The sequence below is a fragment of the Providencia sp. TYF-12 genome (assembly GCF_041344805.1).
GTDB classification, from domain to species: domain Bacteria; phylum Pseudomonadota; class Gammaproteobacteria; order Enterobacterales; family Enterobacteriaceae; genus Providencia; species Providencia huashanensis.
The window spans coordinates 3,997,097-4,021,344 of record NZ_CP166833.1 but is presented as its reverse complement, the minus strand read 5'-3'; the positions used below and the strand labels follow the sequence as shown (position 1 = coordinate 4,021,344).

The following is a 24,248-nucleotide window of genomic DNA, read 5'->3' as shown; positions in this document are numbered from 1 at the left end:
AAGTTCAATGAGTGAAACTACAGTGATTAGGTTACTTAGATAACGTGTCCTATTTATATAAATAAGATAAACTACAGTTACTGACTTTTTAAACAAAATTCACATTATGAATAAGCCAATATTACTGATTATCGTTCTTGCGATCATTGCTGTTTTAGCAACAAAGCGCTTTTTTGACCAACGCAAGCAAAATGAAATTAATGATAACTCTTTGCCTGTGACTTATTTAGTTAAAGTCGATAATAAAAAAGATTACCCTTACCCTAACATGCGTTCTAGAGAGCGAGATGTTGTCTCTCCAGAAACTTTTCGTTATGAAATTTATTTCAAAACGCTATCAAGTGGTGAAATAATCAAAACTATTGTAACGGAAGAACAATACCAAGACGTTGAGTTAGGCCGCGAAGGTAAACTTATTATGCAAGGTACGCGGTTTGTTCGTTTTGAGCCAGCCTAGGGCCTTATTGGCCGGACTGTTTTTTCTTTGCTTCTTCCAACGCGGCTTTGGTTTTTTTCTGCATAGCTAGCATTTCAAAAACCCCAAAAAAGAAAATTCGTAGTTGAACTAGACCTGAGATTTTCTCCCCTTTAGGGAGGGTCGCTTTAAGAAAGATAGTTTGCAGTGCATGCATGAAAACCATAAACACCATTGCAATATCCATAAAGTATTTCAGTGGCTTAGGGAATGGGTGAATAAGGTTAAATACCATAAAGCCCCAAACACAAATCATCAGCAGGCGTCCAATGTTAATAAACATGTTTTTTTCCCTAAAGTAAAGTTCGGATGAAAAGACGATAAGCAACTTGCCCAGCTATTTTTTCGCGGTGAAGTTGCCAATTCGCTGGAATGTCAGTAAGTGGTGACTCCGCTTCTGACTCAATGTATACCCAGCTTTCCTCTGCTAACCATTGGTTTTTTTCTAATAATTGAATGGTTTCATTAAGTAACCCTTTTCGAAATGGTGGGTCAATAAAAACCACATCAAAAGGGGCCCCTGATTGGTTTAGTATATTAAGGGTATTATTATTGACAACAGAGGCATTATCGGCTTGCAAGCGGGTTTTATTTTCGGCTAATAGCTGTGCGTTTTGTTTATCAAGCTCAATAAAGGTTACAGTCTGGGCAAAGCGAGAAAGAGCCTCAAAGCCTAAAGCCCCGCTTCCTGCAAAGCAATCTAAGCAGCGAGCATCACGAATAACAGGCATTAGCCAGTTAAATAAGGTTTCTTTTATTCTATCTGTTGTTGGGCGTAAGCCTTCACTATCGCGAACAGGTAGTTTTCTGCCTCGCCATTTTCCACCAATAATTCGAATTTGCCCTAAAGGGGCTGATTGTGGTTTTTTTGCCATAATATTTATTGCTACTTAGCTGGTTTATGTACTTAAAATTGATTGTTACTATTGTATACCTGTCAGACGATAAGTTGCAGTGTTGTTATTCCTTATTGGTTGGATTTCAATTATAGCGTTTTATTTTCACAGTTTTAACACCCAAATTTAGATTAAATTTTCAGGATTTTTCTTTCAGATATGTGTTGCTGAGCGATGAAATGGTAGACTGGATGTAATTTTATCGCGATTTAATTATCGAGTGCCATATTTTTACCGCGAGGAGTGTAGTGGCAAATGGCTAAAGACAAGAAAAAAGGGTTCTTTTCATGGTTGGGGTTTGGTCGTAAAAATGAAGAAGATACTCAGAAAACAGACCATCAACAAACAAATACGGCTGACGAAGCTGAAAAACAGCCGCAAGAGCAAGAAGTTGCAATAGATATCGCAACCGCAGAAGCAGAACGACAACATCAAGCCGAGCAGGCTGCCATTAAAGCGGCTGAAGATGAAGCTCAGCGTCAGTATGAGGAACAGCAAGCTGCAATTGAAACAGCAACTGAGCAAGCAGAAAAAGAGCGTGAAGCACAAATAGCGGCGATTCAGGCAGCCCAAGAACAAGCAGAACTTGAACGCCAAAAGGCAGAAGAAGCACGGCTCATAGCAGAGCAGGCGGAGCGTGAGCGTTTGGAAGCTGAGGCAATGCGTGTGGCTGAAGTCGAAATGGAGCGCCAGCGCCAAGCAGAATTAGCCGCTATTCAGGCTGCAGAAGAGGCTTTAGAACAACAGCGTCAAGCTGATTTAGCGACGATTAAAGCAGCGGAAGAACAAGCAGAACGTGAACGCCAAGAAGCCGAAGCGGCACGGTTAGCGGAAGAACAAGCAGAGCGTGAACGCCAAGAAGCCGAAGCAGCACGGTTAGCGGAAGAGCAAGCAGAGCGTGAACGCCAAGAAGCCGAAGCGGCACGGTTAGCGGAAGAACAAGCAGAGCGTGAACGCCAAGAAGCCGAAGCAGCACGGTTAGCGGAAGAGCAAGCAGAGCGTGAACGCCAAGACGCCGAAGCGGCACGGTTAGCGGAAGAGCAAGCAGAGCGTGAACGTCAAGAAGCCGAAGCAGCACGGTTAGCAGAAGAACAAGCAGAACGTGAACGCCAAGAAGCCGAAGCAGCACGGTTAGCGGAAGAACAAGCAGAGCGTGAACGCCAAGACGCCGAAGCGGCACGGTTAGCGGAAGAGCAAGCAGAACGTGAACGCCAAGAAGCCGAAGCCGAGCGCTTACGTTTAGAAGAAGAAAAAAATAATTCGCCAACAGAACAAGAAAAACCCAAAAAAGAGGGTTTCTTTGCTAGGCTAAAGAAAGGGTTATTGAAGACCCGTCAAAATTTAGGTTCAGGCTTTTTGGGGTTATTTTCTGGTAAGAAAATTGATGATGACCTATTTGATGAACTTGAAGAACAATTATTAATTGCAGATGTTGGTGTAGATACCACTCGTAAAATTATTAATAACCTCACCGCGCATGCTAGCCGTAAAGACCTGAAAGATGCTGAGGCTTTATATGGCAAATTGCGTGAGGAAATGTCTGATATTTTAGCGAAAGTGGATAAACCACTCGTGATCGAAGATAAAAAACCCTATGTTATTCTAATGGTTGGGGTTAATGGAGTGGGTAAAACAACCACGATTGGTAAATTAGCACGTCAATACCAGTCGGAAGGGAAAAGCGTCATGTTAGCTGCGGGGGATACTTTCCGTGCCGCAGCGGTTGAACAACTTCAAGTGTGGGGTGAACGTAATAAAATCCCTGTGGTTGCTCAACACACCGGTGCAGACCCCGCCTCAGTTATTTTTGATGCAATTCAATCAGCGCAAGCTAAAGGTGCTGATGTCTTAATTGCTGATACTGCAGGGCGTTTACAAAATAAATCACACTTAATGGAAGAACTGAAGAAAATTGTTCGCGTGATGAAAAAATTGGATGAAAACGCACCGCATGAAATTATGTTAACGCTAGATGCGAGTACTGGACAAAACGCGGTAAGTCAGGCCAAACTTTTTGATGAAGCTGTTGGTTTGACTGGTATCACATTGACTAAGCTCGATGGCACAGCAAAAGGTGGGGTAATTTTCTCTATTGCAGACCAATTTGGTATTCCAATTCGTTACATTGGTATTGGTGAAGGTATTGAAGATTTACGTCCATTTAAAGCAGATGACTTTATCGAGGCTCTATTTGCCCGAGAGGAATAATTTTCGATGATCCGCTTTGAACACGTTAGTAAAGCTTATCGCGGTGGCCGCCAAGCTCTCCAAGGGGTTGATTTTCATATTCAACCAGGGGAAATGGCATTTTTAACAGGCCACTCAGGCGCAGGTAAAAGTACGTTACTTAAACTAATATGTGGCATTGAGCGCCCAAGTGCGGGCCACATTTTGTTTAATGGTCACGATATTAGCCGCTTGAAGAATCGGGAGATCCCATTTCTGCGCAGGCAGATCGGCATGATTTTTCAGGATCACCACCTGCTATTTGATCGAACTGTTTATGATAACGTAGCGATGCCATTGATTATCTCTGGGGCGAGTACAGAAGATATTCGTAGGCGCGTTTCTGCTGCATTGGATAAAGTTGGGTTATTGGATAAAGCGAAAAATTTCCCTATCCAATTATCTGGTGGGGAACAGCAGCGAGTGGGTATTGCACGAGCCGTGGTGAACAAACCAACGATGTTACTCGCGGATGAACCAACCGGTAACCTTGATGGCGAGCTATCGGAAGGTATTATGCGTTTATTTGAAGAGTTTAACCGCGTTGGCGTGACGGTATTAATGGCAACACACGATATTGCATTGATTGAACGTCGTAACTATCGTGTTCTTACACTTAGTGAAGGCCGCATGCTTGGAGGTCAACATGGCTAAGAATGTCCGTAAAGGCAGGCCAGAACGCACCATGCAATCGAAAAGTAAAGCACTAAAGGGCGGGTGGCGTGAGCAATGGCGTTATTCGTGGCTTAATGCACTTGCCGATATGCTTAGGCAACCTTTAGCCACCTTTTTAACGGTGATGGTGATAGCGATTTCACTCGCTTTACCAAGCCTTTGTTATATTGTGTGGAAAAACGTCTCACAAGCAGCAGCACAGTGGTATCCAACACCACAACTCACAGTTTATCTGGATAAATCTCTTGATGAACAAGGGGGTCAAAATGTGGTGACTCAATTACAGGCTCTTGAAGGTGTGGAAAACGTTAATTACCTTTCAAGGGACCAAGCAATGAGCGAATTTCGTAGCTGGTCTGGTTTTAGTACCGCACTTGATATGCTTGAAGAAAACCCATTGCCTGCGGTGGCGATCATAACGCCAAAAATTGACTTTGAAGGGTCAACGGTACTGACCACACTTCGAGACCGGGTCAGTCAAGTGAATGGTATTGAAGAAGTTCGCATGGATGATAGCTGGTTTGCGCGTTTAGCATCATTAACCAATTTGGTGGGGAGCATTGCTTCCGTGATTGGTATTTTAATGATTGTGTCATTGTTCCTTGTAATTGGTAACAGTGTGCGGCTAAATATTTTTGCTCGACGAGATACGATCAATGTGATGAAGTTGATCGGCGCAACTGATGGTTTTATCATGAGGCCATTTTTAAATGGGGGGCTTTTTTTAGGGGCTTTAGGCGCCATAATCTCCTTAATTATGACCTTCTTACTGGTTTGGCAGTTATCGGCTGGTGTTGCGCAAGTCGCAAGTGTGTTTGGGACTCAATTTAATATTGAAGGGCTATTGTGGGAAGAGTCATTATTGATCCTCTTATTATCTGCAATGGTAGGTTGGGTTGCAGCATGGTTGGCGACACTTCAACATTTACGTCATTTTACACCAGAGTAATAGATTGTTTTTAGTGGCTTTTATCGAGGGCTATGGGTAATGAATGCTTATTAGCCCTTGATTTTATTAGGTCTTTATTTTAAAAGTGAACTTAGTCTGGATTGTTTTGTCTTATATTGACCTACTGTTAACAATTCCTGTATATAATTTATTTAATGCCGTTAAACTGCTAAACTCTATGTTTACTTCATGATTAACCAATACGGTTATCGACATCAAACCAATCTGTTTTCCATTTTGTTTATAGAGGATCTGAATGACCAAAGATATGCAATCCTTAGCTCTTGTTCCACAAGGAAGTATTGAAGCCTATGTTAGGGCGGCTAATGCTTACCCGATGCTTACCGCTGAGGAAGAAAAGGAACTTGCTGAACGGCTGCATTACCACGGTGATCTGGATGCTGCCAAGCAACTTATTTTGTCGCATTTGCGCTTTGTTATTCATGTTGCTCGTAGTTATGCGGGGTATGGTTTGCCGCAAGCGGATTTAATTCAGGAAGGAAATATCGGCTTGATGAAAGCGGTGCGTCGTTTTAATCCTGAGGTTGGTGTTCGCTTAGTTTCCTTTGCGGTTCACTGGATCAAAGCAGAAATTCATGAATATGTGTTACGCAATTGGCGTATCGTAAAAGTTGCAACAACTAAATCTCAGCGTAAGCTATTCTTTAATCTAAGAAAAAATAAAAAGCGTCTTGGTTGGTTTAATCAAGAAGAAGTGGATATGGTTGCTGAAGAACTTGGAGTAAGCACGAAAGATGTCCGCGAAATGGAATCTCGCATGGCCGCACAGGATATGGCATTTGATATGTCAGATGACGACGATAGCGGTGATTTCGGCGGTCCAATTGCGCCAGTCTTATTTTTGCAGGATAAATCATCGGATTTTGCAGGTTCCATTGAAGATGATAACTGGGAAAGTCACGCGACTGATCGGCTATCTGATGCATTAGATTCCTTAGATGAGCGCAGCCAAGACATTATTCGGGCACGCTGGCTTGATGATGACAACAAAACGACGTTGCAAGAACTGGCTGATAAGTACGGTGTATCAGCTGAGCGTGTTCGTCAGTTAGAAAAAAATGCCATGAAAAAACTGCGTTTAGCCATGGAAGAAGATGACGACGAGATGTAATTTGTTGTTAAATAAACTGCGGTAAATAATTATCTGCATTTGTCTTCAATAAAATGGAGTATAAATGCAGATAATCACATCTTATATTCTGTTTTTATTTCTGGCCTTATAAATAGGCAAACAACCTACTCTTAGTCGCTATACAACTCTAATGGAAGGCCATCAGGGTCAGCAAAAAACGTGAATCTTTTTTGAGTGTAAGGGTCAATCCGTATTTCTTCACAAGTCACCCCTTGTTTTGCTAAATAAGCGACCCATTTATCTAAGTTATCAACACTAAAAGCAAGGTGGCGAAGCCCTGCTGCTTCGGGGTAGCTCAACCTTGCTGGTGGATCAATAAAACTGAATAATTCAATTTGATAATGTTCCCCAAAAGCTAAGTCTGCTTTCCATGAATGGCTTTCAGCACGGTAGTATTGTGCTAGTAAGTTTAAACCTAAAATACGGCAGTAAAAATCTTTACTGACTTCAAAATTTGAGGCGATGATCGCAACATGATGGATTTTATTTAACTTCATGTAGGTAGCCTATCTGTTTTTCCCATACGTCTGGTTGTATTGTCGCATTAAACCCGCAGGCGGTTAAAAATAATTGCATGTGTTGTTTTTCTTGTGGCAAAACATGACTGAAATTGAACTGCCAGTGTTCTACATCAGGATGAGCTCGGAAAATTTCTTGCATTAAATATAAGCCAACACCTCTGCGATGAGTCGCCTCACGAACACAAAAATCACGAATAATGGCATGATGATGGTCAACGCTCACTTTAGCGGCTGCAAGTAACCTTTCATTAAAGCGAGCAGCATAAAACTGTTCCCCAGTTTTAAGTATTTCAGTAAGTTCATGTTGGCTCTGGTCAGGCCAGATTTTATGTAAGTCTAGGTATTGCTGTTCAGTAGGAATGACCAAAGGGATAATAGTGAGTCTCATGATGTTTTGTCCGTTTCCCTGTAAGGGTTGCAGTCACTGATCCTGCCAGAGTGATCTACAACTGATTTTTGGGTTTTAGAGAGAAAAATTTGGTACGACTTAATTTTCCGAGTTTAGCTCGGATTAATTTAAATTTAACTAGAATATAACACTGGTATTTACATAAAAACCACTTAAACACATTAGTTTTTTATTCTGCATCTAATGTAATTACCTACCATATCCATTTGCTATTTAGCATAATTATCTTGTTTAATGTTATGAAATATATAGCCTTATTCGCTGTATTTTGAAATATCAGGCATTGTACCTGTCAACCATAATAATCTACTACAAATCAAATACAAACACTCAGAACCATGAAGACGGGGACGATAAAATGAAGAATATGAATAAAGCATTATTAGCGGGCTGTATCGCGATGGCATTCAGCTCTGCGGGATGGGCAAAGGAAATTAAAATTGCGGTTGTTGGCGCAATGTCAGGGCCAGTGGCTCAATATGGTGATATGGAATTTACAGGAGCGCGTCAAGCTATTGCAGATATTAATGCAAAAGGTGGCATTAATGGTAATACACTAGTTGCAGTTGAATACGATGACGCTTGTGACCCGAAGCAAGCAGTTGCAGTTGCCAATAAAGTAATCAATGATGGTATTCGCCATGTTATTGGTCATCTGTGCTCTTCTTCTACTCAGCCTGCATCGGATATCTATGAAGATGAAGGCGTGATTATGATCACCCCTGCGGCAACGAACGCCGACCTCACTACCCGTGGTTACCAAATGGTATTGCGTACGACGGGTTTAGACTCTGACCAAGGGCCTACCGCAGTTAAATATATTTTAGATGAGGTTAAGCCAACTCGTATCGCTGTGGTACACGATAAACAGCAGTATGGTGAAGGTTTAGCGCGCTCTGTTCGTGAAAACCTCAATAAAGCTGGTGTAAAAGAAGTGATGTTTGAAGGGGTTACCGCTGGTGACAAAGATTTTTCAGCATTAGTGGCGAAGCTGAAAAAAGAAAACGTAGATTTTGTATACTTCGGTGGTTATTACCCAGAAATGGGGCAAATTTTACGCCAAGCGAAGCAATCTGGTCTAAACATCCGTTTTATGGGGCCTGAAGGTGTTGGTAACTCGTCATTATCGAATATCGCTGGTGATGCTTCGGAAGGGATGCTAGTCACATTACCAAAGCGCTATGACCAAGTTGCCACTAACCAACCTATTGTTGATGCAATTAAAGCGAAAAAAGAAGATCCAACAGGGCCATTTGTGTGGACAACTTATGCTGCTATCCAAGGTTTAACTACGGCAATGGAGCGTACAGGTAGTGTTGAGCCTGAAGATTTAGTCAAAGATTTGAAAGCAAATCCAGTTGAAACTGTAATGGGAACGCTAAGCTGGCAGCCAAACGGGGACTTGAAAGGTTTCGAGTTTGGTGTATTTGAATGGCACAAAGATGGGACTTCCACCTCTGTAAAATAGTCGCGAGTCGTGTTCCAAAGTAGTGAATAAGAACCGGAAGAGAGTCACTTTCTTCCGGCTTCTGTTCTCTACATAGGACAAGCAGTTCGAAAGGATAGTCTTATGTCAGATCAAATTCTTTATTTTATTCAGCAATTCCTTAATGGATTGACTCTTGGCAGCACCTACGCACTCATCGCTATAGGTTATACCATGGTGTACGGCATCATTGGTATGATTAACTTTGCTCATGGCGAAGTGTATATGATAGGCAGCTATGTTTCTTTTATTGTGATCGCAGGCTTAATGATGCTTGGGATTGACGTTGGCTGGATCTTAGTCGCTGCGGCATTTGTTGCCGCGATCGTTGTTTCCAGTGCTTATGGTTGGAGTATTGAGCGTGTTGCTTATCGGCCTGTACGTCATTCTAAACGTTTAATTGCATTGATCTCGGCGATCGGGATGTCTATTTTTCTACAAAACTATGTCAGTTTGTCACAAGGTTCACGGGACTTAGCGTTACCAAGCCTAATTACAGGGCAATGGGTGCTCGGTGAAAGTGATGGTTTTGCAGCAACAGTTACGAAAATGCAGTTAACAATATGGGTGGTAACACTGCTAGCGATGCTGGCGTTAACCGTATTTATTCGTTATTCAAAGATGGGAAGAGCCTGTCGTGCTTGTGCTGAAGACTTAAAAATGGCGAGTTTACTTGGCATTAATACCGACCGAGTCATTTCGTTAACTTTTGTTATTGGTGCTGCAATGGCCGCAGTAGCCGGTGTTTTGTTAGGGCAATTTTATGGTGTTATTAACCCATATATTGGCTTTATGGCTGGGATGAAAGCCTTTACGGCAGCAGTATTAGGTGGAATAGGCAGTATTCCTGGCGCCATGCTAGGTGGTTTAATTCTTGGTGTGGCTGAAGCGATGACTTCTGCATATTTGAGCACTGAATACAAAGATGTCGTGTCATTTGGTTTATTAATCGGTGTGTTATTAATCATGCCTACCGGCATTCTGGGACGCCCGGAGGTCGAAAAAGTATGAGAAAAGAAAATTGGATTAACGCTATTGTAGCCTCAGCCACTTTTTTTGTGCTGGCGTTATTTATGATGGGGATGCAACTTACACTTGATGGAACAAAACTGGTTGTCACAATGGGGGATTCTGTTCGTTGGAATTGGATTCTTGCAGGGATTGTCGTCATTTTTGTGTACCAGCTTGTCCGCCCAACGTTAAGTAAAGTATGGAAAGGCGTTCCTAAGAAAGCTTGGTCTATTCCTGATTTTGATGGTTCCACAACAAAACAGAAAATCTTAGCGGTCATAATCATTATTGCTGCAATTATTTGGCCATTTCTAGTTTCACGTGGAAGTGTTGATATTGCGACTTTAACACTAATTTATGTGATGTTAGGGTTGGGGTTAAACGTTGTTGTTGGCCTTTCTGGTTTACTGGTTTTAGGTTATGCAGGCTTCTATGCGATCGGCGCTTATACTTTCGGGTTATTAAATCATTACTATGGTTTTGGTTTCTGGGAAAGTTTACCGATTGCAGGGTTAACCGCGGCATTAGCCGGTTTTTTACTAGGCTTCCCTGTTCTGAGATTAAGAGGTGACTATCTTGCGATTGTGACGCTCGGTTTTGGGGAAATTGTACGTATTTTATTACTCAATAATACTGAGATCACAGGTGGGCCGAATGGGATTAGCCAGTTACCTAAACCTACATTGTTTGGTCTTGAGTTTAGCCGTACAGCAAAAGAGGGATGGGACACATTCCATAACTTTTTTGGGTTAGATTATAGCCCTGGTGATCGGATTATTTTTCTCTATTTTGTCGCGCTACTGCTAGTTGTATTGACGCTGTTTATCATTAATCGGCTGCTTCGAATGCCGTTAGGCCGTGCGTGGGAAGCGTTGCGTGAAGATGAAATTGCATGTCGCTCACTAGGCTTGAGTCCAACGCGAATTAAATTAACCGCTTTTACTATTAGTGCCGCTTTTGCGGGGTTTGCGGGGACATTATTTGCCGCAAGACAAGGGTTTATTAGCCCAGAGTCATTTACCTTTGTTGAGTCTGCATTTGTACTGGCTATTGTTGTACTTGGGGGAATGGGCTCGCAAACATCGGTGATTTTAGCCGCTATTATCTTAGTTGTATCAAGGGAAATGATGCGTGACCTTAACCAATACAGCATGTTGTTATTGGGGGCATTGATGGTATTGATGATGATTTGGCGGCCACAAGGCTTATTACCAATGAAACGTCGACAAATGCAGGTTAAAAAAGTACCTGAAGGGGAGGGCGCATGAGTCAATTAACTTCCCCTTTATTACAGGTCAGTGGCTTAACCATGCGTTTTGGTGGCTTACTTGCGGTTAATGATGTCGAACTAGGGATTAATCAGGGTGAAATAGTGTCCTTAATTGGGCCTAACGGCGCAGGGAAAACAACCATTTTTAACTGCTTAACTGGCTTTTATAAGCCGACTAGTGGCACTATCTTATACCATGATAAACACCTTGAAGGCCTATCAGGGCAAGCTATCGCGCGTTTAGGGGTTATCCGAACTTTTCAACACGTGCGGTTGTTCAAAGAAATGACTGTCATTGAGAACCTACTTGTTGCGCAACACCAACATTTGAAAAGTGGTATTTTTTCTGGTCTTTTAAAGACTCCAGGTTTTCGCCGTGCAGAGTCAGAAGCTCTTGATAATGCGGTAAAATGGTTGGAGCGAGTTGACCTATTACCGTTTGCTAATCGGCAAGCAGGTAATTTAGCGTATGGGCAACAACGACGTTTAGAGATCGCACGCTGTATGGTGACTCGCCCTGAAATTTTGATGTTAGACGAACCCGCAGCAGGACTTAACCCTAAAGAAACTAATGACTTAGATGAATTAATTGCTGAATTACGCAGCCATCATAATGTTTCTATTTTATTAATTGAACATGATATGAAATTAGTGATGGGGATTTCAGACCGTATTTATGTTGTGAATCAAGGTACGCCATTAGCCAATGGTACACCAAATGAAATTCGCCAACATCCAGATGTGATTAAGGCCTATTTGGGGGAAGCTTACTGATGTTAGAGTTTAAAAAAGTTTCTACTCACTATGGGAAGATACAAGCACTGCATGGGATCAGCTTAAATATTCAAAAGGGTGAAATTGTGACCCTAATTGGTGCTAATGGTGCAGGGAAAACAACCTTATTAAGCACCTTGTGTGGCGACCCTCGAGCATCTGAAGGCCAAGTTATCTACCGAGGTGTGGATATTACTCAATTACCCACATCGAAAATTATGCGTGAAGATATTGCATTAGTGCCAGAAGGGCGGCGTGTATTTTCTCGTATGACGGTAGAAGAAAACCTCGCCATGGGGGGATTTTTCGCTAATCGCCAAGAGTATCAAGAACGTATTGAACGAGTATATACGCTATTTCCAAGGCTCTATGAACGTCGAAACCAACGCTCGGGGACGATGTCAGGTGGGGAACAACAAATGCTTGCCATAGGGCGTGCTTTAATGAGTCAGCCTGAATTGTTGTTACTCGATGAGCCGTCACTAGGGTTGGCTCCGATTATTATTATGCAAATTTTTGATACGATTCAACAGCTACGGGAAGAAGGCATGACCATTTTCCTTGTTGAGCAAAATGCTAATCAAGCTTTGAAACTCGCTGATCGCGGGTATGTACTGGAAAATGGGCGTATTGTCCTGGAAGACAGTGGAAAAGCCTTGTTAGCCAATGAGGCTGTCAGAAATGCTTATTTAGGCGGTTAGTGAGAATATATTAAATACTTCGGGCTGTGGGAGTGTAATAGCTCGAAGTATTTAATACCAATGCTTTCTGTATTATTTTTTTATAATAGTAATTTTAAGCTTATCTTTATTATCATTAATATGTTTTAAAACACCATTATTATTATTCATTAATTCAAGTGTGCCGTCGTCACGTTTAGTTAAATAGGTTTTTCTTTCGACTGAGATTAATAAGTTTGGCAATTCACGACCAAAACTAGTAGTTACATTTATATATTTAAATTTTTTATTAGCCGTAATGATACAATCGCCATTTTCTGTTTCTTTAATCGTAAAACTAGTTCTCATATCATCAATTGATTCATCATTTTGGATTGTATCTATAGCGTTATTTCCTATAATATAATTATCATCTTTGTTTATTTTATGTAAACGAGTGAGCGGGTCGGCAAGAAAGCCTTGATGAGTGATTTGTGATATTATTTGTGCGTTTTCTGAACCGAATTTTGCAGTAAGAACTCTTGCATCTTTAATATTTACTGTGTTTTCTTGGCGATATGGGGTGTGTAAATAAACATTCATTCTATTGAAATCTTTGTTGAATTTATCAGATAGTTCCCTATCAAAAGTAAATCCATCAGATTCAAGAATGTGACCCAGAGCGGTAGATGTCGTTTTATCATCACTATTTGGAGTAAATCTTTCTATTTTAGTTTTTAATATAATTGAAGTTGAATTTTTATCATGAATAATTTCTTTTTTATATTTACTAAGATTCTTAAAGTATTGCTTAAGGGAAATCATTTTACTTTTATTATTTAATGTCTGTTTTCTTTTATTTATTATTGATAACCTGAATGATTCTAAAATTGATCCTAACGCTATTTTAATTCTGTGAATAGAACTTGGGAGTGATTTTTTATTCGAGCTGTTATTTTTTATACAGTGAGTATTTTCGGGGGAATAGACAATATTCTTAGTAATTTTAGTCATAAAGGGTCACTTAGTAATATATTTAAATTTAGGGTAGATTATCCCACCCTAAATTTAATGTATTGCAAAAATAGATAACTATTAATTTGGTATTTATCTTTTATAAGTGACCTGTTTTGTGAAGAGCTTATCTCATTAGAGTGAGTTCTAGCCGTGTTATCTGTTCATTTTTCTATTTTTACGGAATGTGAAGTATCTCCCATTTCAGCTATTTGCTTGTTTCTATGTATAAAATTAAATGTATATACAACTTTTTCCATAGAAACAGAGAGCTACTTGTTGTTGTATAACTTTTCTGACTTCCCTTTTTCCACTGTTCGTATAAAAATTCAAATTTAAATGTATATACTTTGTGAATTAAATGTATATATATTTGAATGCAAGATAAATGATTTCAATGAATAGATAGTCTCGAGCACGTTGATATTGATTTAATATATTGATTTTAAATCAGTTAACTGACCTGAAAATAAAGGTGAATTGTCGCTAACAAGGTATCTCGTAGATTATCACCGTAGAAAATTGTTAATTTAAAGTTAATTGAAAATGGATGATAGGGGATACAACCATGCAAAACCGTACAGACTTAACTCGAGTGATCCGCGCTCCACGAGGCAGTGAAAAAGCCTGTAAAAGCTGGCTGACTGAAGCCGCGTACCGGATGATCCAAAATAATTTAGACCCCGATGTTGCTGAGCACCCTCAAAGCTTAGTGGTTTATGGTGGTATCGGTCGTGCAGCCCGTGATTGGGAATGTTATGACAAAATTTTAGAAGTATTAAAAACATTGGAAGACGACCAAACCTTGTTAGTTCAGTCAGGTAAACCTGTCGGAGTATTTCCTACTCATCCAGATGCTCCACGTGTACTAATTGCCAACTCAAATATTGTTCCACATTGGGCGAATTGGGAGCACTTTAATGAGTTAGATCGCAAAGGTTTGATGATGTATGGGCAGATGACCGCGGGTTCATGGATCTATATTGGTTCTCAGGGGATAGTTCAAGGTACCTATGAGACTTTTGTTTCACTTGCAAAACAACATTTTGATGGCAATGCTGCGGGCCGTTGGATTTTAACGGGAGGGCTCGGTGGAATGGGAGGAGCGCAACCTTTAGCCGCGACGATGGCCGGTTTTAGCATGATTGCGGTTGAATGTGATGAAAGCCGTATCGACTTCCGTTTAAGAACCCGTTATGTGGATAAAAAAGCCACTTCACTCGATGAAGCATTGCAATACATTGAAGAAGCAAAAGCGACAGGTAAGCCGGTATCTGTAGGGCTATTAGGTAACGCCGCAGATATTTACAGTGAGTTAGTCAAGCGCAATATAACCCCTGATTCTGTGACTGACCAAACGAGTGCTCATGACCCTGTTCATGGCTATTTACCTCAAGGCTGGTCATTAAATCAATGGCGAGAAAAACAAGAAACCGCTCCAACTGAGGTCACGAAAGCTGCTAAGAAAAGTATGGCGGTTCAAGTGGATGCCATGTTGACAATGCAAAAACGTGGCTCTGCTGCTTTTGACTATGGAAACAATATTCGACAAATGGCTAAGGATGAAGGTATCAGTAATGCCTTTGATTTTCCTGGGTTTGTTCCTGCTTATATTCGACCATTATTTTGTGAAGGGATCGGTCCATTCCGTTGGGTCGCTTTATCGGGAGACCCCGAAGATATTTATAAAACCGATCAAAAAGTCAAAGAGTTATTGCCTGACGACAAGCACTTACATAATTGGCTAGACATGGCCCGTGAGCGCATTGCTTTTCAAGGTCTGCCAGCACGCATCTGTTGGGTAGGGTTAAAAGATAGAGAAAGGTTAGGCCGAGCTTTTAATGAAATGGTGAAAAGTGGCGAATTAAAAGGACCTATTGTGATTGGGCGTGATCATTTAGATTCAGGTTCAGTGGCAAGCCCGCACCGTGAAACAGAATCAATGAAAGATGGTTCTGATGCCGTTTCTGACTGGCCGCTATTGAACGCATTATTAAATACTGCGGGAGGCGCTACATGGGTTAGCTTACACCATGGTGGTGGTGTGGGTATGGGCTTTTCTCAGCATTCAGGCGTAGTCATTGTCTGTGATGGAACAGATGCTGCCGATAAGCGTTTAGCTCGTGTCTTACATAATGACCCAGCAACGGGGGTTATGCGCCATGCGGATGCAGGTTATGACATTGCAATTAACTGCGCCAAACAGCAAGGGCTTAATTTGCCAATGGTTAAGTAATGTTGTTTGCCGGCGACTGTTGAGCCGGCAACATTCTGGAATAATAAGGAATTCAGTATGAATGCTGCATCAATTCAGAAAAAACAAGGGCCACTGGCAGGGATCAAAGTGATCGATTTAAGCCGTGTATTAGCGGGTCCTTATTGCACCGGTATGATGGCTGATCTTGGTGCTGAAGTCATTAAAATTGAAGTGCCTAATCATGGTGATGATAGCCGCCATTTAGGGCCTTTTATTGATGGTGAAAGCGTTTATTACGGCTTAATTAATCGTGGGAAACGTAGCATTGAGCTGGATCTTAAAGCGGATGAAGACCGCGCTATTCTTTTTCGATTAGTTAAAGAAAGCGATGTTGTTGTTGAAAACTTCCGCCCCGGTGTTACTAAAAGGCTCGGTATTGATTTTGATAGCTTAAAAAATCATAACCCTAAATTAATCTATGCCAGTATTTCAGGGTTTGGTCAAAACAGCCCATTAGCAAGTTACCCTGCGTATGACATTGTGGCACAAGCGATGTCAGGTTTAATGAGTGTCACAGGGTTCCCTGAAACGGGGCCAACGCGTAGTGGCGAATCTATCGGAGATGTCTGTGCTGGTATGTTTGCTTCATGGGCGATCAGCAGCGCGTTATTTGCCCGAGAACGACACAATGAGGCGGCACAATACATTGATGTTGCTATGGTTGATGTGTTACTGAGTATGCAATTAACCGGGCTTTCAAACTTATTTGCTCATAATAAAGCACCAAGTTTAGTTGGGAATCGCCATCCTGTTTCTACGCCATTTGATACTTACCATGCAAAAGATGGTTTAGTGGTAATAGCGATTGCCAGTGAAAAACTATTTCAACGTTTTTGCGAGTGCATGGGGAAAACTGAGCTTTGTCAAGACCCCCGTTATTTTGATGACCCCACCAGAACGCAACACCAAGCGGATTTAAGAAAAGAGATCGAAAGCTGGACTTGCCAAAAAACCGTTGAAGAAGTGTGTGATTTATTGTTAAACGCAGGGGTACCGGCTTCACCAATCCATGATTTACAGCAAGCAACACAGAGCGAGCATGCACAAGTACGCCAAGTACTCACTTATTTAAATGATGGTGGTACCCCGTTGATTTCTCAGCCCGTTTTTTTCAATGGTAATAAGCCACATTCAACATTACGAGCCCCTGTATTAGGTGAGGCAAATGCTATTTATAAGCCAGCGAAAACAACAACTAAAAATGCGGAGACAATGTTATGAGCTTTGAAATTAATGAAACTGAACAGGCAATTGTTGATGCAGTAGAAAAAGTATGTCACGACATTTTGCAACCTAATGCACAACGCTATGATGAAACCGAAACGTTCTGTGCTGAAAGTCTACAAGCGTTGGGAGAAATGGGGTGCTGGGGGATCAATTTACCTGAACAGTATGGTGGTTTTGGTATTGGTAGTATTGCGATGAGTAGGGTTGTTGAGGCTGTGGCGGCAGCTTGTGCATCTACCTCATCTGCATTAACAGCCCATTTCCTAGCAACAGATTCAATTTTAGTGGGGGGAACGGAAGAACAAAAAGCATATTGGCTACCGAAAGCGGCAACAGGTGAAATGTTAGGAGCATTCGGTTTAACAGAACCAGCTGCTGGCTCTAACCCAGCCGATATGCGAACAGTCGCTACACGTGAAAACAGCGGCTGGCGTATCCGAGGTAACAAACACTATATTACCAATGCTAAAGAAGCCGATTTTATCGTGTTGTATGCCAAAACAGATGTTGAGGCAGGAGCCCGCGGGATCAGTGCTTTTATGATCCCAAAAGGCACAGAAGGCGTGGCTTTTTCACAGCCAGAGAAAACCATGGGGCTACGTGGCAGTACGATTTATGAATTAGCTTTAAATTGTTGGCTACCTGAATCTGCCTTATTAGGTGAGGAAAATAAAGGGTTCCATACGGCAATGGAAGTACTAGATAAAGGCCGTGTCGAAGTGGCAGCAACCTCGCTCGGTATTGCTCGGGCAGCGATGGAAAGTGCTTTAGGTTGGGTCAAAGAACGTCAAATTGGTAAAAAACCATTAGCTGCATACCAAGGGACACAATGGCGTATCGCCGATATGCACACGCAACTTGAAGCCGCACGTATGTTGACATGGCGCGCCGCTGAGTTACGTGATTCAGGAGAGCGCTTTAGCTTGCAGTCAGCCACAGCAAAATTATTTGCTGCTGAATGTGCTGGTTTCGTGACTGATGCTGCATTACAGCTTCATGGTGGGTATGGTTATATTCGTGACCTTCCATTAGAACGTTATGTACGTGATGCACGAATTTTACGGATTTTTGAAGGTACTTCGGAGATCCAAAAGATCATTATTTCTCGTGCGGTTTTAGATGCGATTTAATTTATTTTAAAAATAATGAGCGAGTAGGCGGGACAGGCGGCTACTCGTTCATAAGGCAGCATAGGAGCACTACCTGACAACAGGATCATGGAATTAAAACACAACAACAATCAGGTTTAAGAATGTATTTCAATTAGTTACTGTGGGTGAATAATAGATAAAACATCATCCAGCGTAATGGTTAATAACTGTACCTTACGATTGTAGTTATTGCGGGTTCATTACGATTAATTGGTTCATTCTTTAGGCCAGCCTTGCTTAAAGAGGAGTTACCATGACAGTATCAAACGACATCGCGACAGGGCAAAAAAGTCGGCAGGAGAATGTACCACTAATCGAAGCTCGTTCCATCGATTACATTCCTGAGTCTGAACGCCATGGCACCTTATCGAGTCAATTTACACTTTGGTTCGGTTCTAATTTGCAGATAACAGCAATTGTAACCGGTGCATTAGCTGTAGTACTTGGTGGGGACGTGTTCTGGTCATTAATCGGCTTATTTATTGGCCAATTGCTAGGTGGTTCAGTAATGGCTTTGCATGCAGTGCAAGGGCCAAAGCTAGGGTTACCACAAATGATTTCTAGCCGTGTGCAGTTTGGGGTATACGGTGCCGTTATCCCTATTTTATTAGTATGCATGATGTATGTTGGGTTCTCTGCCAGTGGCACGGTATTAGCGGGGCAAGCGGTTGGTCAGCTTATGCATGTAAGTGACTGGATGGGGATTTTAATATTTGGTGCCGTGATTATTGGGATCACCATTTGTGGCTACCGAATTATTCATATTCTCGGAAAAGCAGCGAGCGTGATTGGAGTGATTACGTTCTTTTATCTATTTTTCCGTCTGTTTTATATGAATGATGTTTCGGTATTACTGGAAAATCGTCATTTTGATTGGACGCACTTTTTATTAGCCATGTCATTATCAGCATCTTGGCAAATTGCATTTGGCCCTTATGTTGCGGACTACTCGCGTTATTTACCAACAAAAACGCCAACAATTAAAGCATTTATGGCAGTAGGTGCAGGGACTGTTATTGGTACGCAAGCCTCTATGATTTTAGGTGTATTTGCGGCGGCCCTTGCAGGGAATAAATTTGCGGGTAATGAAGTTGCTTATATTGTGGGCTTAGGTAGTACAGGGTTAATTGCGGCGTTGTTATATATCAGTATTTTCTTTGGTAAGGTCACAATAACGGCTCTAAATGCTTACGGTAGTTTTATGTCGATGGCTGCGATTTGGTGTGGCTTCCGTGGTAAAAGCCAAATTTCTCGTGGGCAGCGGTTATTTTTCATTATTCTGATGGTGAGTTTTTCGACAGCTTTAGGGTTGGCAGGGCAACATTCTTTTCTAAAACTGTTCTCTTCTTTCTTATTATTTTTACTGGCATTTTTCACTCCTTGGAGTGCGATAAACCTAGTGGATTATTATTGGGTGACAAAAGGTCGCTACGATGTACCTGAACTTGCAAACCCTGATGGCCGTTATGGTCGCTGGAATAAAGTAGGGATCGTGACCTATGTTGTTGGGGTATTGATCCAATTACCTTTTATTTCAACAGGTTTCTATACCGGTCCTTTAGTTGAAAAACTGGGTGGTGTTGATATTTCATGGATTGTCGGTTTAGTTGCAACCAGTATTATTTATTATATCGCGATAAAAAAATGGCCAATGTCTGTTGCTGATAAATTGATATTACCTACAACAAAATAATGTGAAATACCCCTTATTTAATTATTAACAGATTTATTTAAAAGATAATTGAGCAAGCCAATAGTAGTGAATTTTTCACTGCTAGGGCTTCTCTCAACCTAAAAACGATTTTGAATCCTCTTTATATAAGCCAATCGTTGAAGAATTGGATAGGAGTTACGATGAAAATTTTAGTCGCAGTGAAGCGAGTGATTGACCATAACGTTAAAGTGAGAGTTAAAGCTGATGGCTCTGGGGTGGAATTGGCTAATGTCAAAATGGCAATTAACCCATTTGATGAAATTGCTGTAGAAGAAGCAGTACGTTTAAAAGAATCCGGCAAAGCGACTGAAGTGATCGCTGTTTCTGTGGGGGATATTAGTTACCAAGAAACGCTGCGTAGTGCGATGGCAATTGGTGCCGACCGCGCCATTTTAATTCAGCGACCCGCAGAGTTAGCGTTAGAGCCGTTGGATATTGCTCGCTTACTACAACAAATTGTCGATAAAGAACAAGCTGACCTGATTTTGTTAGGTAAACAGGCAATTGATGATGACTGTAACCAAACAGGTCAAATGTTATCGGCATTATTAGATTACCCACAAGCGACATTTGCTTCACAAATTAAAATCGACGGTGGAACACTGCAAGTGACACGGGAAATTGATGGGGGGTTAGAAACGTTAGAAATGCCATTGCCAGCAGTCGTGACAACAGACTTACGGTTAAATGAACCTCGCTATGCAACTTTACCTAATATTATGAAAGCAAAGAAAAAACCTCTAGATATCATTGATATTGCTGATATGAATTTTTCACCATTGGGGCAAGTTAAAACGCTCAAGGTCAGTGAGCCGAAAAAGCGTGTTGGGCAATGTACATTACTAAGTAGTGCAACCGCATTAGTCAGTGAACTGCAAGCGAAAGAAGTGATTTAACAGAGGGAAATGAATATGAGCCAAACATCAGTGTTAGTGATTGTCGAACATGATAATCAAACAATAAAATCATCAACTTATCATAATATTACCGCTGCTCATGAAATTCTTGCTGCTGGTGGTGAACTACACTTATTCGTTGCTGGGAGCCAGACAGCTTCAGTTGCTCAATTAGCTGCGAGCATCAAAGGTGTTAATAAAGTTCTAGAAATTCAATCTGATGAGCTTGAAGGGCAATTAGCTGAGCCAATCACCAGTGCGATTGTTGCGGTTGCTAAAGGCTATACACATTTGTTGTTTCCTGCGACAACATTTGGGAAAAATATTGCTCCGCGTGTCGCCGCAACACTAGGTGTTGCTCAAATTTCAGATATTACTCAAGTCATTGACTCACAAACATTCATTCGTCCTATTTATGCGGGGAATGCATTGGCAACAGTGCAGAATAATGGTCAACAAGTCGTGATCACCGTGCGAAGCTCTGCATTTTCTGGCGCAAAAGAAACGCAAAATAGCGCTCAAATTGAAAATGTTACCCTTGCACAACTCCCCCAGCGAGCACTATTAAAGAGCCAATCGTTAACGCAAGTAAGCCGTGCAGAATTGAGTTCCGCTAAAGTCGTGATTTCTGGTGGTCGCGGTTTAAGTTCTGGTGAGAATTTTGCTTTATTAGAAACCATTGCTGACAAACTGGGTGCCGCAGTAGGGGCTTCGCGCGCGGCAGTCGATGCCGGTTATGTTCCTAACGATTATCAGGTTGGGCAAACAGGGAAAATTGTGGCGCCCGATTTGTATATCGCAGTTGGAATTTCTGGCGCAATTCAACATGTTGCAGGTATGAAAGAAAGTAAAGTGATCGTCGCCATTAATAGCGATCCTGACGCGCCTATTTTCCAAGTGGCGGATTATGGCATTGTTGGCGATCTATTTGAGATCTTACCTGAATTTGATAAAGCATTGGCGTAAGAGAGGGCATATGGCTATCGACAACATTGAGAATATAAACGAGGCTCCCGAGCGGGAATCGATGGAGTTCGATGTCCTGATTGTCGGTGGTGGGCCTGCAGGGTTATCGGCAGCAATTCGTTTAAAACAGCTAGCCGCAGAAAAAGGGGCTGAGCTCTCCGTTTGTTTAATTGATAAAGGGGTAGAAATAGGGGCGCATATTTTATCAGGAGCCGTAATTGACCCTCGCGCTTTAGATGAATTACTACCAGATTGGCAGCAAAAGGTAACAGCCCCTTTAACTGCAGTAACCCAAGACCGTTTTTTATGGCTAAAAGAAAATAAATTCAATCAGTTACCATTATCTTTATTACCAAGTAGTTTAAAAAATAATGGCAATTTAATTGGGAGTCTAGGTCAAATTAGCGCGGCTTTGGCGGTTGAAGCAGAGGCGTTAGGTGTAGATGTTTTCGCTGGGTTTGCGGCTACTGAGGTGCTATTTGATGACGCAGGAAGCGTGATTGGCGTGACGACAGGGGATATGGGATTAGATAAAGCTGGCTCGCCCACCGCGATGTACCAAGCTGGGATGAATTTAGTTGCTAAAATGACCTTTTTTGCCGAAGGGTGTCGGGGGCAACTAGGTAAACAATTAATTGAACGTTTTGATTTAGCTGCAAACAGCGGTAAGCAAACTTATGGGTTAGGGATCAAAGAAATTTGGCAGATCCCAAAAGAACAGCATCAGCCAGGGGTTGTGATCCATTCAGTAGGGTGGCCATTAGATAATCACACTTATGGAGGTGGTTTTGCTTACCATTACGGTGAAGACCTCGTGGCTGTTGGATTAGTTGTTGGTCTGAATTATGAAAACCCATATTTATCTCCCTTTGAAGAGTTTCAGCGTTTAAAAACGCATCCTGCTTTTAGTGGTTTTTTGTCTGGTGGTAAACGGATTAGCTACGGAGCAAGAAGTATGGTAGCAGGAGGCCTTGCTGCATTACCTGAGCTAAGTTTTCCTGGTGGTGCATTAATTGGTGATGATGCAGGCTTTTTAAATGCTGCACGCATAAAAGGAACTCATTGTGCAGTTAAAAGTGGGTCATTAGCAGCTGAGGCATTGTTTGGTTCTTTACATCATGAAACGGTAGATTATTCGCGATTTAAATCATTATTTCGCCAGCTATTTGAGGATAGTTGGCTATATCAAGAACTTTATCAAACACGCAATTTTAAGCCATATATGAAAAAAGGGTTAGTTATTGGCTCAATGTTATTTGGGGCTGAACAGCTACTGTTGAAGGGGAAAAGCCCTTGGACACTGAAGCTCAAGCAAGCTGATCATGAAAATATAAAAGAAGCGAGTAAATTTCAACCAATAATATATCCAAAACCGGATGGTGTGCTGACTTTTGATAAGGCTTCATCTGTATTTTTATCAAATACTAACCATGAAGAAGACCAGCCTTGCCATTTAAAATTGGCGGATATCACAGTGCCAATCCAAATTAATTTAGCTAAATATGCGGCTCCAGAAACGCGTTATTGCCCCGCAGGTGTATATGAAGTCTTGGGGGAAATTAACCAAGAAAAACTGCAAATTAATGCGCAAAACTGCCTACATTGTAAGGCTTGCGATATTAAAGACCCATTACAAAATATAACTTGGACTGCACCACAAGGGGGAGAGGGGCCAATTTACCAAGGAATGTAAGGGGGAAATTATTGTTTGTGATGTAGATGTGCTTGATGTTTTTTTATTTTTATCAGTCGTTTTGGGGCATTATTGCCCCATTTTTTTATAGATTATTATCAATACGGGTATGTAATTTTAATTTATAACGAGAGCCTGCAGAGGTCATGTTGACGTAGCTAATTAATGTATTGCCAGTCCAAGTGCGTCGACTGAGTTGTAAACAAGGGGAATTTTCTTTTACTGATAACGATTGTGCAATTGATTTTGTCGCAAGTGCCGCTTCAATGGTATGTTCCATTTCACTGACAGGAAAATGGCGTTGTAAATAGCCGCTTGGTGTTTCCGTATCGCCGTATTTTTGTTTTACAAATTCAGGTGCAATAGCATGGTTCACGTAGCGTTCTTCTAACATTAAAGGGATATCATTTTCAAAGTGGAGCACTTTACAATATCCGACTTCACTTCCTTCTGTAATACCAAGTTGTAATGCAATTTCTGCGGAAGCAAGGATGACTTTCAGTTGCAACTGGTGACCACTATATTTATTACCACTTACAGATATTTCATCAAAAATATCAAACGCCTTGGTAACAGGAAGCTCATGTTTTTGAGTTGCAACAAAAGTGCCCTTTCCTGCAATACGATTTAGAATACCTTTCTGACTTAATTCTGAAATAGCTTTATTTACCGTCATACGGCTTACATTGAACTGTGCACAGAGTTCAAGTTCGGTAGGGATTTGAGTTTCTGGCTTAAAAACCCCTAAATCAATACTGCGTAAAATGTAAGACTGAATTTGCTTGTATGCAGGTTGTGATGTCATCGCTTTTATTCAAAATTATTG

23 protein-coding genes are annotated in these 24,248 nt (G+C 41.4%); 17 read left to right on the top strand and 6 right to left on the bottom strand.

Annotation, left to right across the window (positions count from 1 at the left end):
* Positions 1–106 precede the first annotated feature (106 nt).
* Entirely contained in the window at positions 107–457 is a 351-nt protein-coding gene (locus ABE954_RS18825; RefSeq protein WP_042846338.1) for a DUF2500 family protein, read from the top strand.
* A 4-nt stretch (positions 458–461) separates the two neighbouring features.
* Here the strand turns inward: ABE954_RS18825 and ABE954_RS18820 are convergent, their stop codons facing one another.
* A complete protein-coding gene (locus ABE954_RS18820) occupies positions 462–758 on the bottom strand; it encodes a DUF1145 family protein (RefSeq protein WP_042846336.1) in 297 nt (98 codons plus the stop codon).
* A 10-nt stretch (positions 759–768) separates the two neighbouring features.
* Positions 769–1,350, bottom strand: a complete 582-nt coding sequence (gene rsmD / locus ABE954_RS18815) for a 16S rRNA (guanine(966)-N(2))-methyltransferase (protein WP_048606105.1) — start codon at positions 1,348–1,350, stop codon at positions 769–771.
* A 276-nt stretch (positions 1,351–1,626) separates the two neighbouring features.
* Between rsmD and ftsY the strand changes: the two genes are divergently transcribed.
* From ftsY to rpoH, 4 genes are all read left to right on the top strand, one after another.
* Positions 1,627–3,579: a signal recognition particle-docking protein FtsY gene (gene ftsY, locus ABE954_RS18810; RefSeq protein WP_226693171.1), complete on the top strand. Its 1,953-nt coding sequence runs from the start codon at positions 1,627–1,629 to the stop codon at positions 3,577–3,579.
* A gap of 6 nt (positions 3,580–3,585) precedes the next feature.
* On the top strand, positions 3,586–4,251 hold the full coding sequence (ftsE, locus tag ABE954_RS18805; RefSeq protein WP_042846331.1) for a cell division ATP-binding protein FtsE: 666 nt from the start codon (positions 3,586–3,588) through the stop codon (positions 4,249–4,251).
* Positions 4,244–5,221: a permease-like cell division protein FtsX gene (gene ftsX, locus ABE954_RS18800; protein ID WP_042846328.1), complete on the top strand. Its 978-nt coding sequence runs from the start codon at positions 4,244–4,246 to the stop codon at positions 5,219–5,221. The genes ftsE and ftsX overlap by 8 nt, the downstream gene beginning before the upstream one ends.
* 256 nt (positions 5,222–5,477) lie before the next feature.
* Positions 5,478–6,353 (top strand): RNA polymerase sigma factor RpoH, encoded by an 876-nt coding sequence (gene rpoH, locus ABE954_RS18795; RefSeq protein WP_042846326.1) that lies wholly within the window; start codon positions 5,478–5,480, stop codon positions 6,351–6,353.
* A 131-nt stretch (positions 6,354–6,484) separates the two neighbouring features.
* On the opposite strand, the gene ABE954_RS18790 is transcribed toward rpoH, so the two are convergent.
* Positions 6,485–6,871 carry a VOC family protein gene (locus ABE954_RS18790; protein ID WP_048606112.1) on the bottom strand — a complete coding sequence of 129 codons (387 nt, stop codon included), beginning with the start codon at positions 6,869–6,871 and terminating at the stop codon, positions 6,485–6,487.
* On the bottom strand, positions 6,858–7,283 hold the full coding sequence (panM, locus tag ABE954_RS18785; RefSeq protein WP_129466448.1) for an aspartate 1-decarboxylase autocleavage activator PanM: 426 nt from the start codon (positions 7,281–7,283) through the stop codon (positions 6,858–6,860). The genes ABE954_RS18790 and panM overlap by 14 nt, the downstream gene beginning before the upstream one ends.
* A 379-nt stretch (positions 7,284–7,662) precedes the next feature.
* Here panM and ABE954_RS18780 point away from each other — a divergent pair, with 379 nt between their 5' ends.
* The 5 genes from ABE954_RS18780 (at position 7,663) to livF (ending at position 12,546) form a co-directional block, all read left to right on the top strand.
* Entirely contained in the window at positions 7,663–8,772 is a 1,110-nt protein-coding gene (locus ABE954_RS18780) for a branched-chain amino acid ABC transporter substrate-binding protein (protein ID WP_042846321.1), read from the top strand.
* Between the two features lie 102 nt (positions 8,773–8,874).
* Positions 8,875–9,801 carry a high-affinity branched-chain amino acid ABC transporter permease LivH gene (livH, locus tag ABE954_RS18775; RefSeq protein ID WP_042846319.1) on the top strand — a complete coding sequence of 309 codons (927 nt, stop codon included), beginning with the start codon at positions 8,875–8,877 and terminating at the stop codon, positions 9,799–9,801.
* Positions 9,798–11,069, top strand: coding sequence for a high-affinity branched-chain amino acid ABC transporter permease LivM (locus tag ABE954_RS18770; protein WP_042846314.1), 1,272 nt, complete (start codon positions 9,798–9,800; stop codon positions 11,067–11,069). Before livH ends, ABE954_RS18770 begins: the two co-directional genes overlap by 4 nt.
* Entirely contained in the window at positions 11,066–11,845 is a 780-nt protein-coding gene (gene livG / locus ABE954_RS18765; protein WP_048606117.1) for a high-affinity branched-chain amino acid ABC transporter ATP-binding protein LivG, read from the top strand. Before ABE954_RS18770 ends, livG begins: the two co-directional genes overlap by 4 nt.
* Positions 11,845–12,546: a high-affinity branched-chain amino acid ABC transporter ATP-binding protein LivF gene (gene livF, locus ABE954_RS18760; protein WP_042846311.1), complete on the top strand. Its 702-nt coding sequence runs from the start codon at positions 11,845–11,847 to the stop codon at positions 12,544–12,546. Before livG ends, livF begins: the two co-directional genes overlap by 1 nt.
* A gap of 72 nt (positions 12,547–12,618) precedes the next feature.
* On the opposite strand, the gene ABE954_RS18755 is transcribed toward livF, so the two are convergent.
* Positions 12,619–13,518: a hypothetical protein gene (locus ABE954_RS18755; RefSeq protein ID WP_131680127.1), complete on the bottom strand. Its 900-nt coding sequence runs from the start codon at positions 13,516–13,518 to the stop codon at positions 12,619–12,621.
* A gap of 568 nt (positions 13,519–14,086) precedes the next feature.
* Here ABE954_RS18755 and hutU point away from each other — a divergent pair.
* From hutU to ABE954_RS18720, 7 genes are all read left to right on the top strand, one after another.
* The gene (hutU, locus tag ABE954_RS18750; RefSeq protein WP_042846308.1) at positions 14,087–15,754 is read left to right on the top strand and encodes a urocanate hydratase; all 1,668 of its coding nucleotides are present in this window, start codon (positions 14,087–14,089) and stop codon (positions 15,752–15,754) included.
* Positions 15,755–15,811: 57 nt separating this feature from the next.
* Complete coding sequence (locus ABE954_RS18745) at positions 15,812–16,996, top strand: CaiB/BaiF CoA-transferase family protein (protein WP_042846307.1); 1,185 nt, start codon at positions 15,812–15,814, stop codon at positions 16,994–16,996.
* Positions 16,993–18,132: an acyl-CoA dehydrogenase family protein gene (locus tag ABE954_RS18740; protein ID WP_042846305.1), complete on the top strand. Its 1,140-nt coding sequence runs from the start codon at positions 16,993–16,995 to the stop codon at positions 18,130–18,132. The genes ABE954_RS18745 and ABE954_RS18740 overlap by 4 nt, the downstream gene beginning before the upstream one ends.
* A 274-nt stretch (positions 18,133–18,406) precedes the next feature.
* Positions 18,407–19,846, top strand: coding sequence for a cytosine permease (locus ABE954_RS18735; protein WP_042846304.1), 1,440 nt, complete (start codon positions 18,407–18,409; stop codon positions 19,844–19,846).
* Between the two features lie 161 nt (positions 19,847–20,007).
* Entirely contained in the window at positions 20,008–20,763 is a 756-nt protein-coding gene (locus ABE954_RS18730; RefSeq protein WP_042846303.1) for an electron transfer flavoprotein subunit beta/FixA family protein, read from the top strand.
* 15 nt (positions 20,764–20,778) lie between these two features.
* On the top strand, positions 20,779–21,729 hold the full coding sequence (locus ABE954_RS18725; RefSeq protein WP_048606123.1) for an electron transfer flavoprotein subunit alpha/FixB family protein: 951 nt from the start codon (positions 20,779–20,781) through the stop codon (positions 21,727–21,729).
* A 10-nt stretch (positions 21,730–21,739) separates the two neighbouring features.
* Entirely contained in the window at positions 21,740–23,422 is a 1,683-nt protein-coding gene (locus tag ABE954_RS18720; protein ID WP_042846300.1) for an electron transfer flavoprotein-ubiquinone oxidoreductase, read from the top strand.
* A gap of 85 nt (positions 23,423–23,507) precedes the next feature.
* On the opposite strand, the gene ABE954_RS18715 is transcribed toward ABE954_RS18720, so the two are convergent.
* Positions 23,508–24,227, bottom strand: coding sequence for a UTRA domain-containing protein (locus tag ABE954_RS18715; RefSeq protein WP_042846298.1), 720 nt, complete (start codon positions 24,225–24,227; stop codon positions 23,508–23,510).
* Positions 24,228–24,248 lie beyond the last annotated feature (21 nt).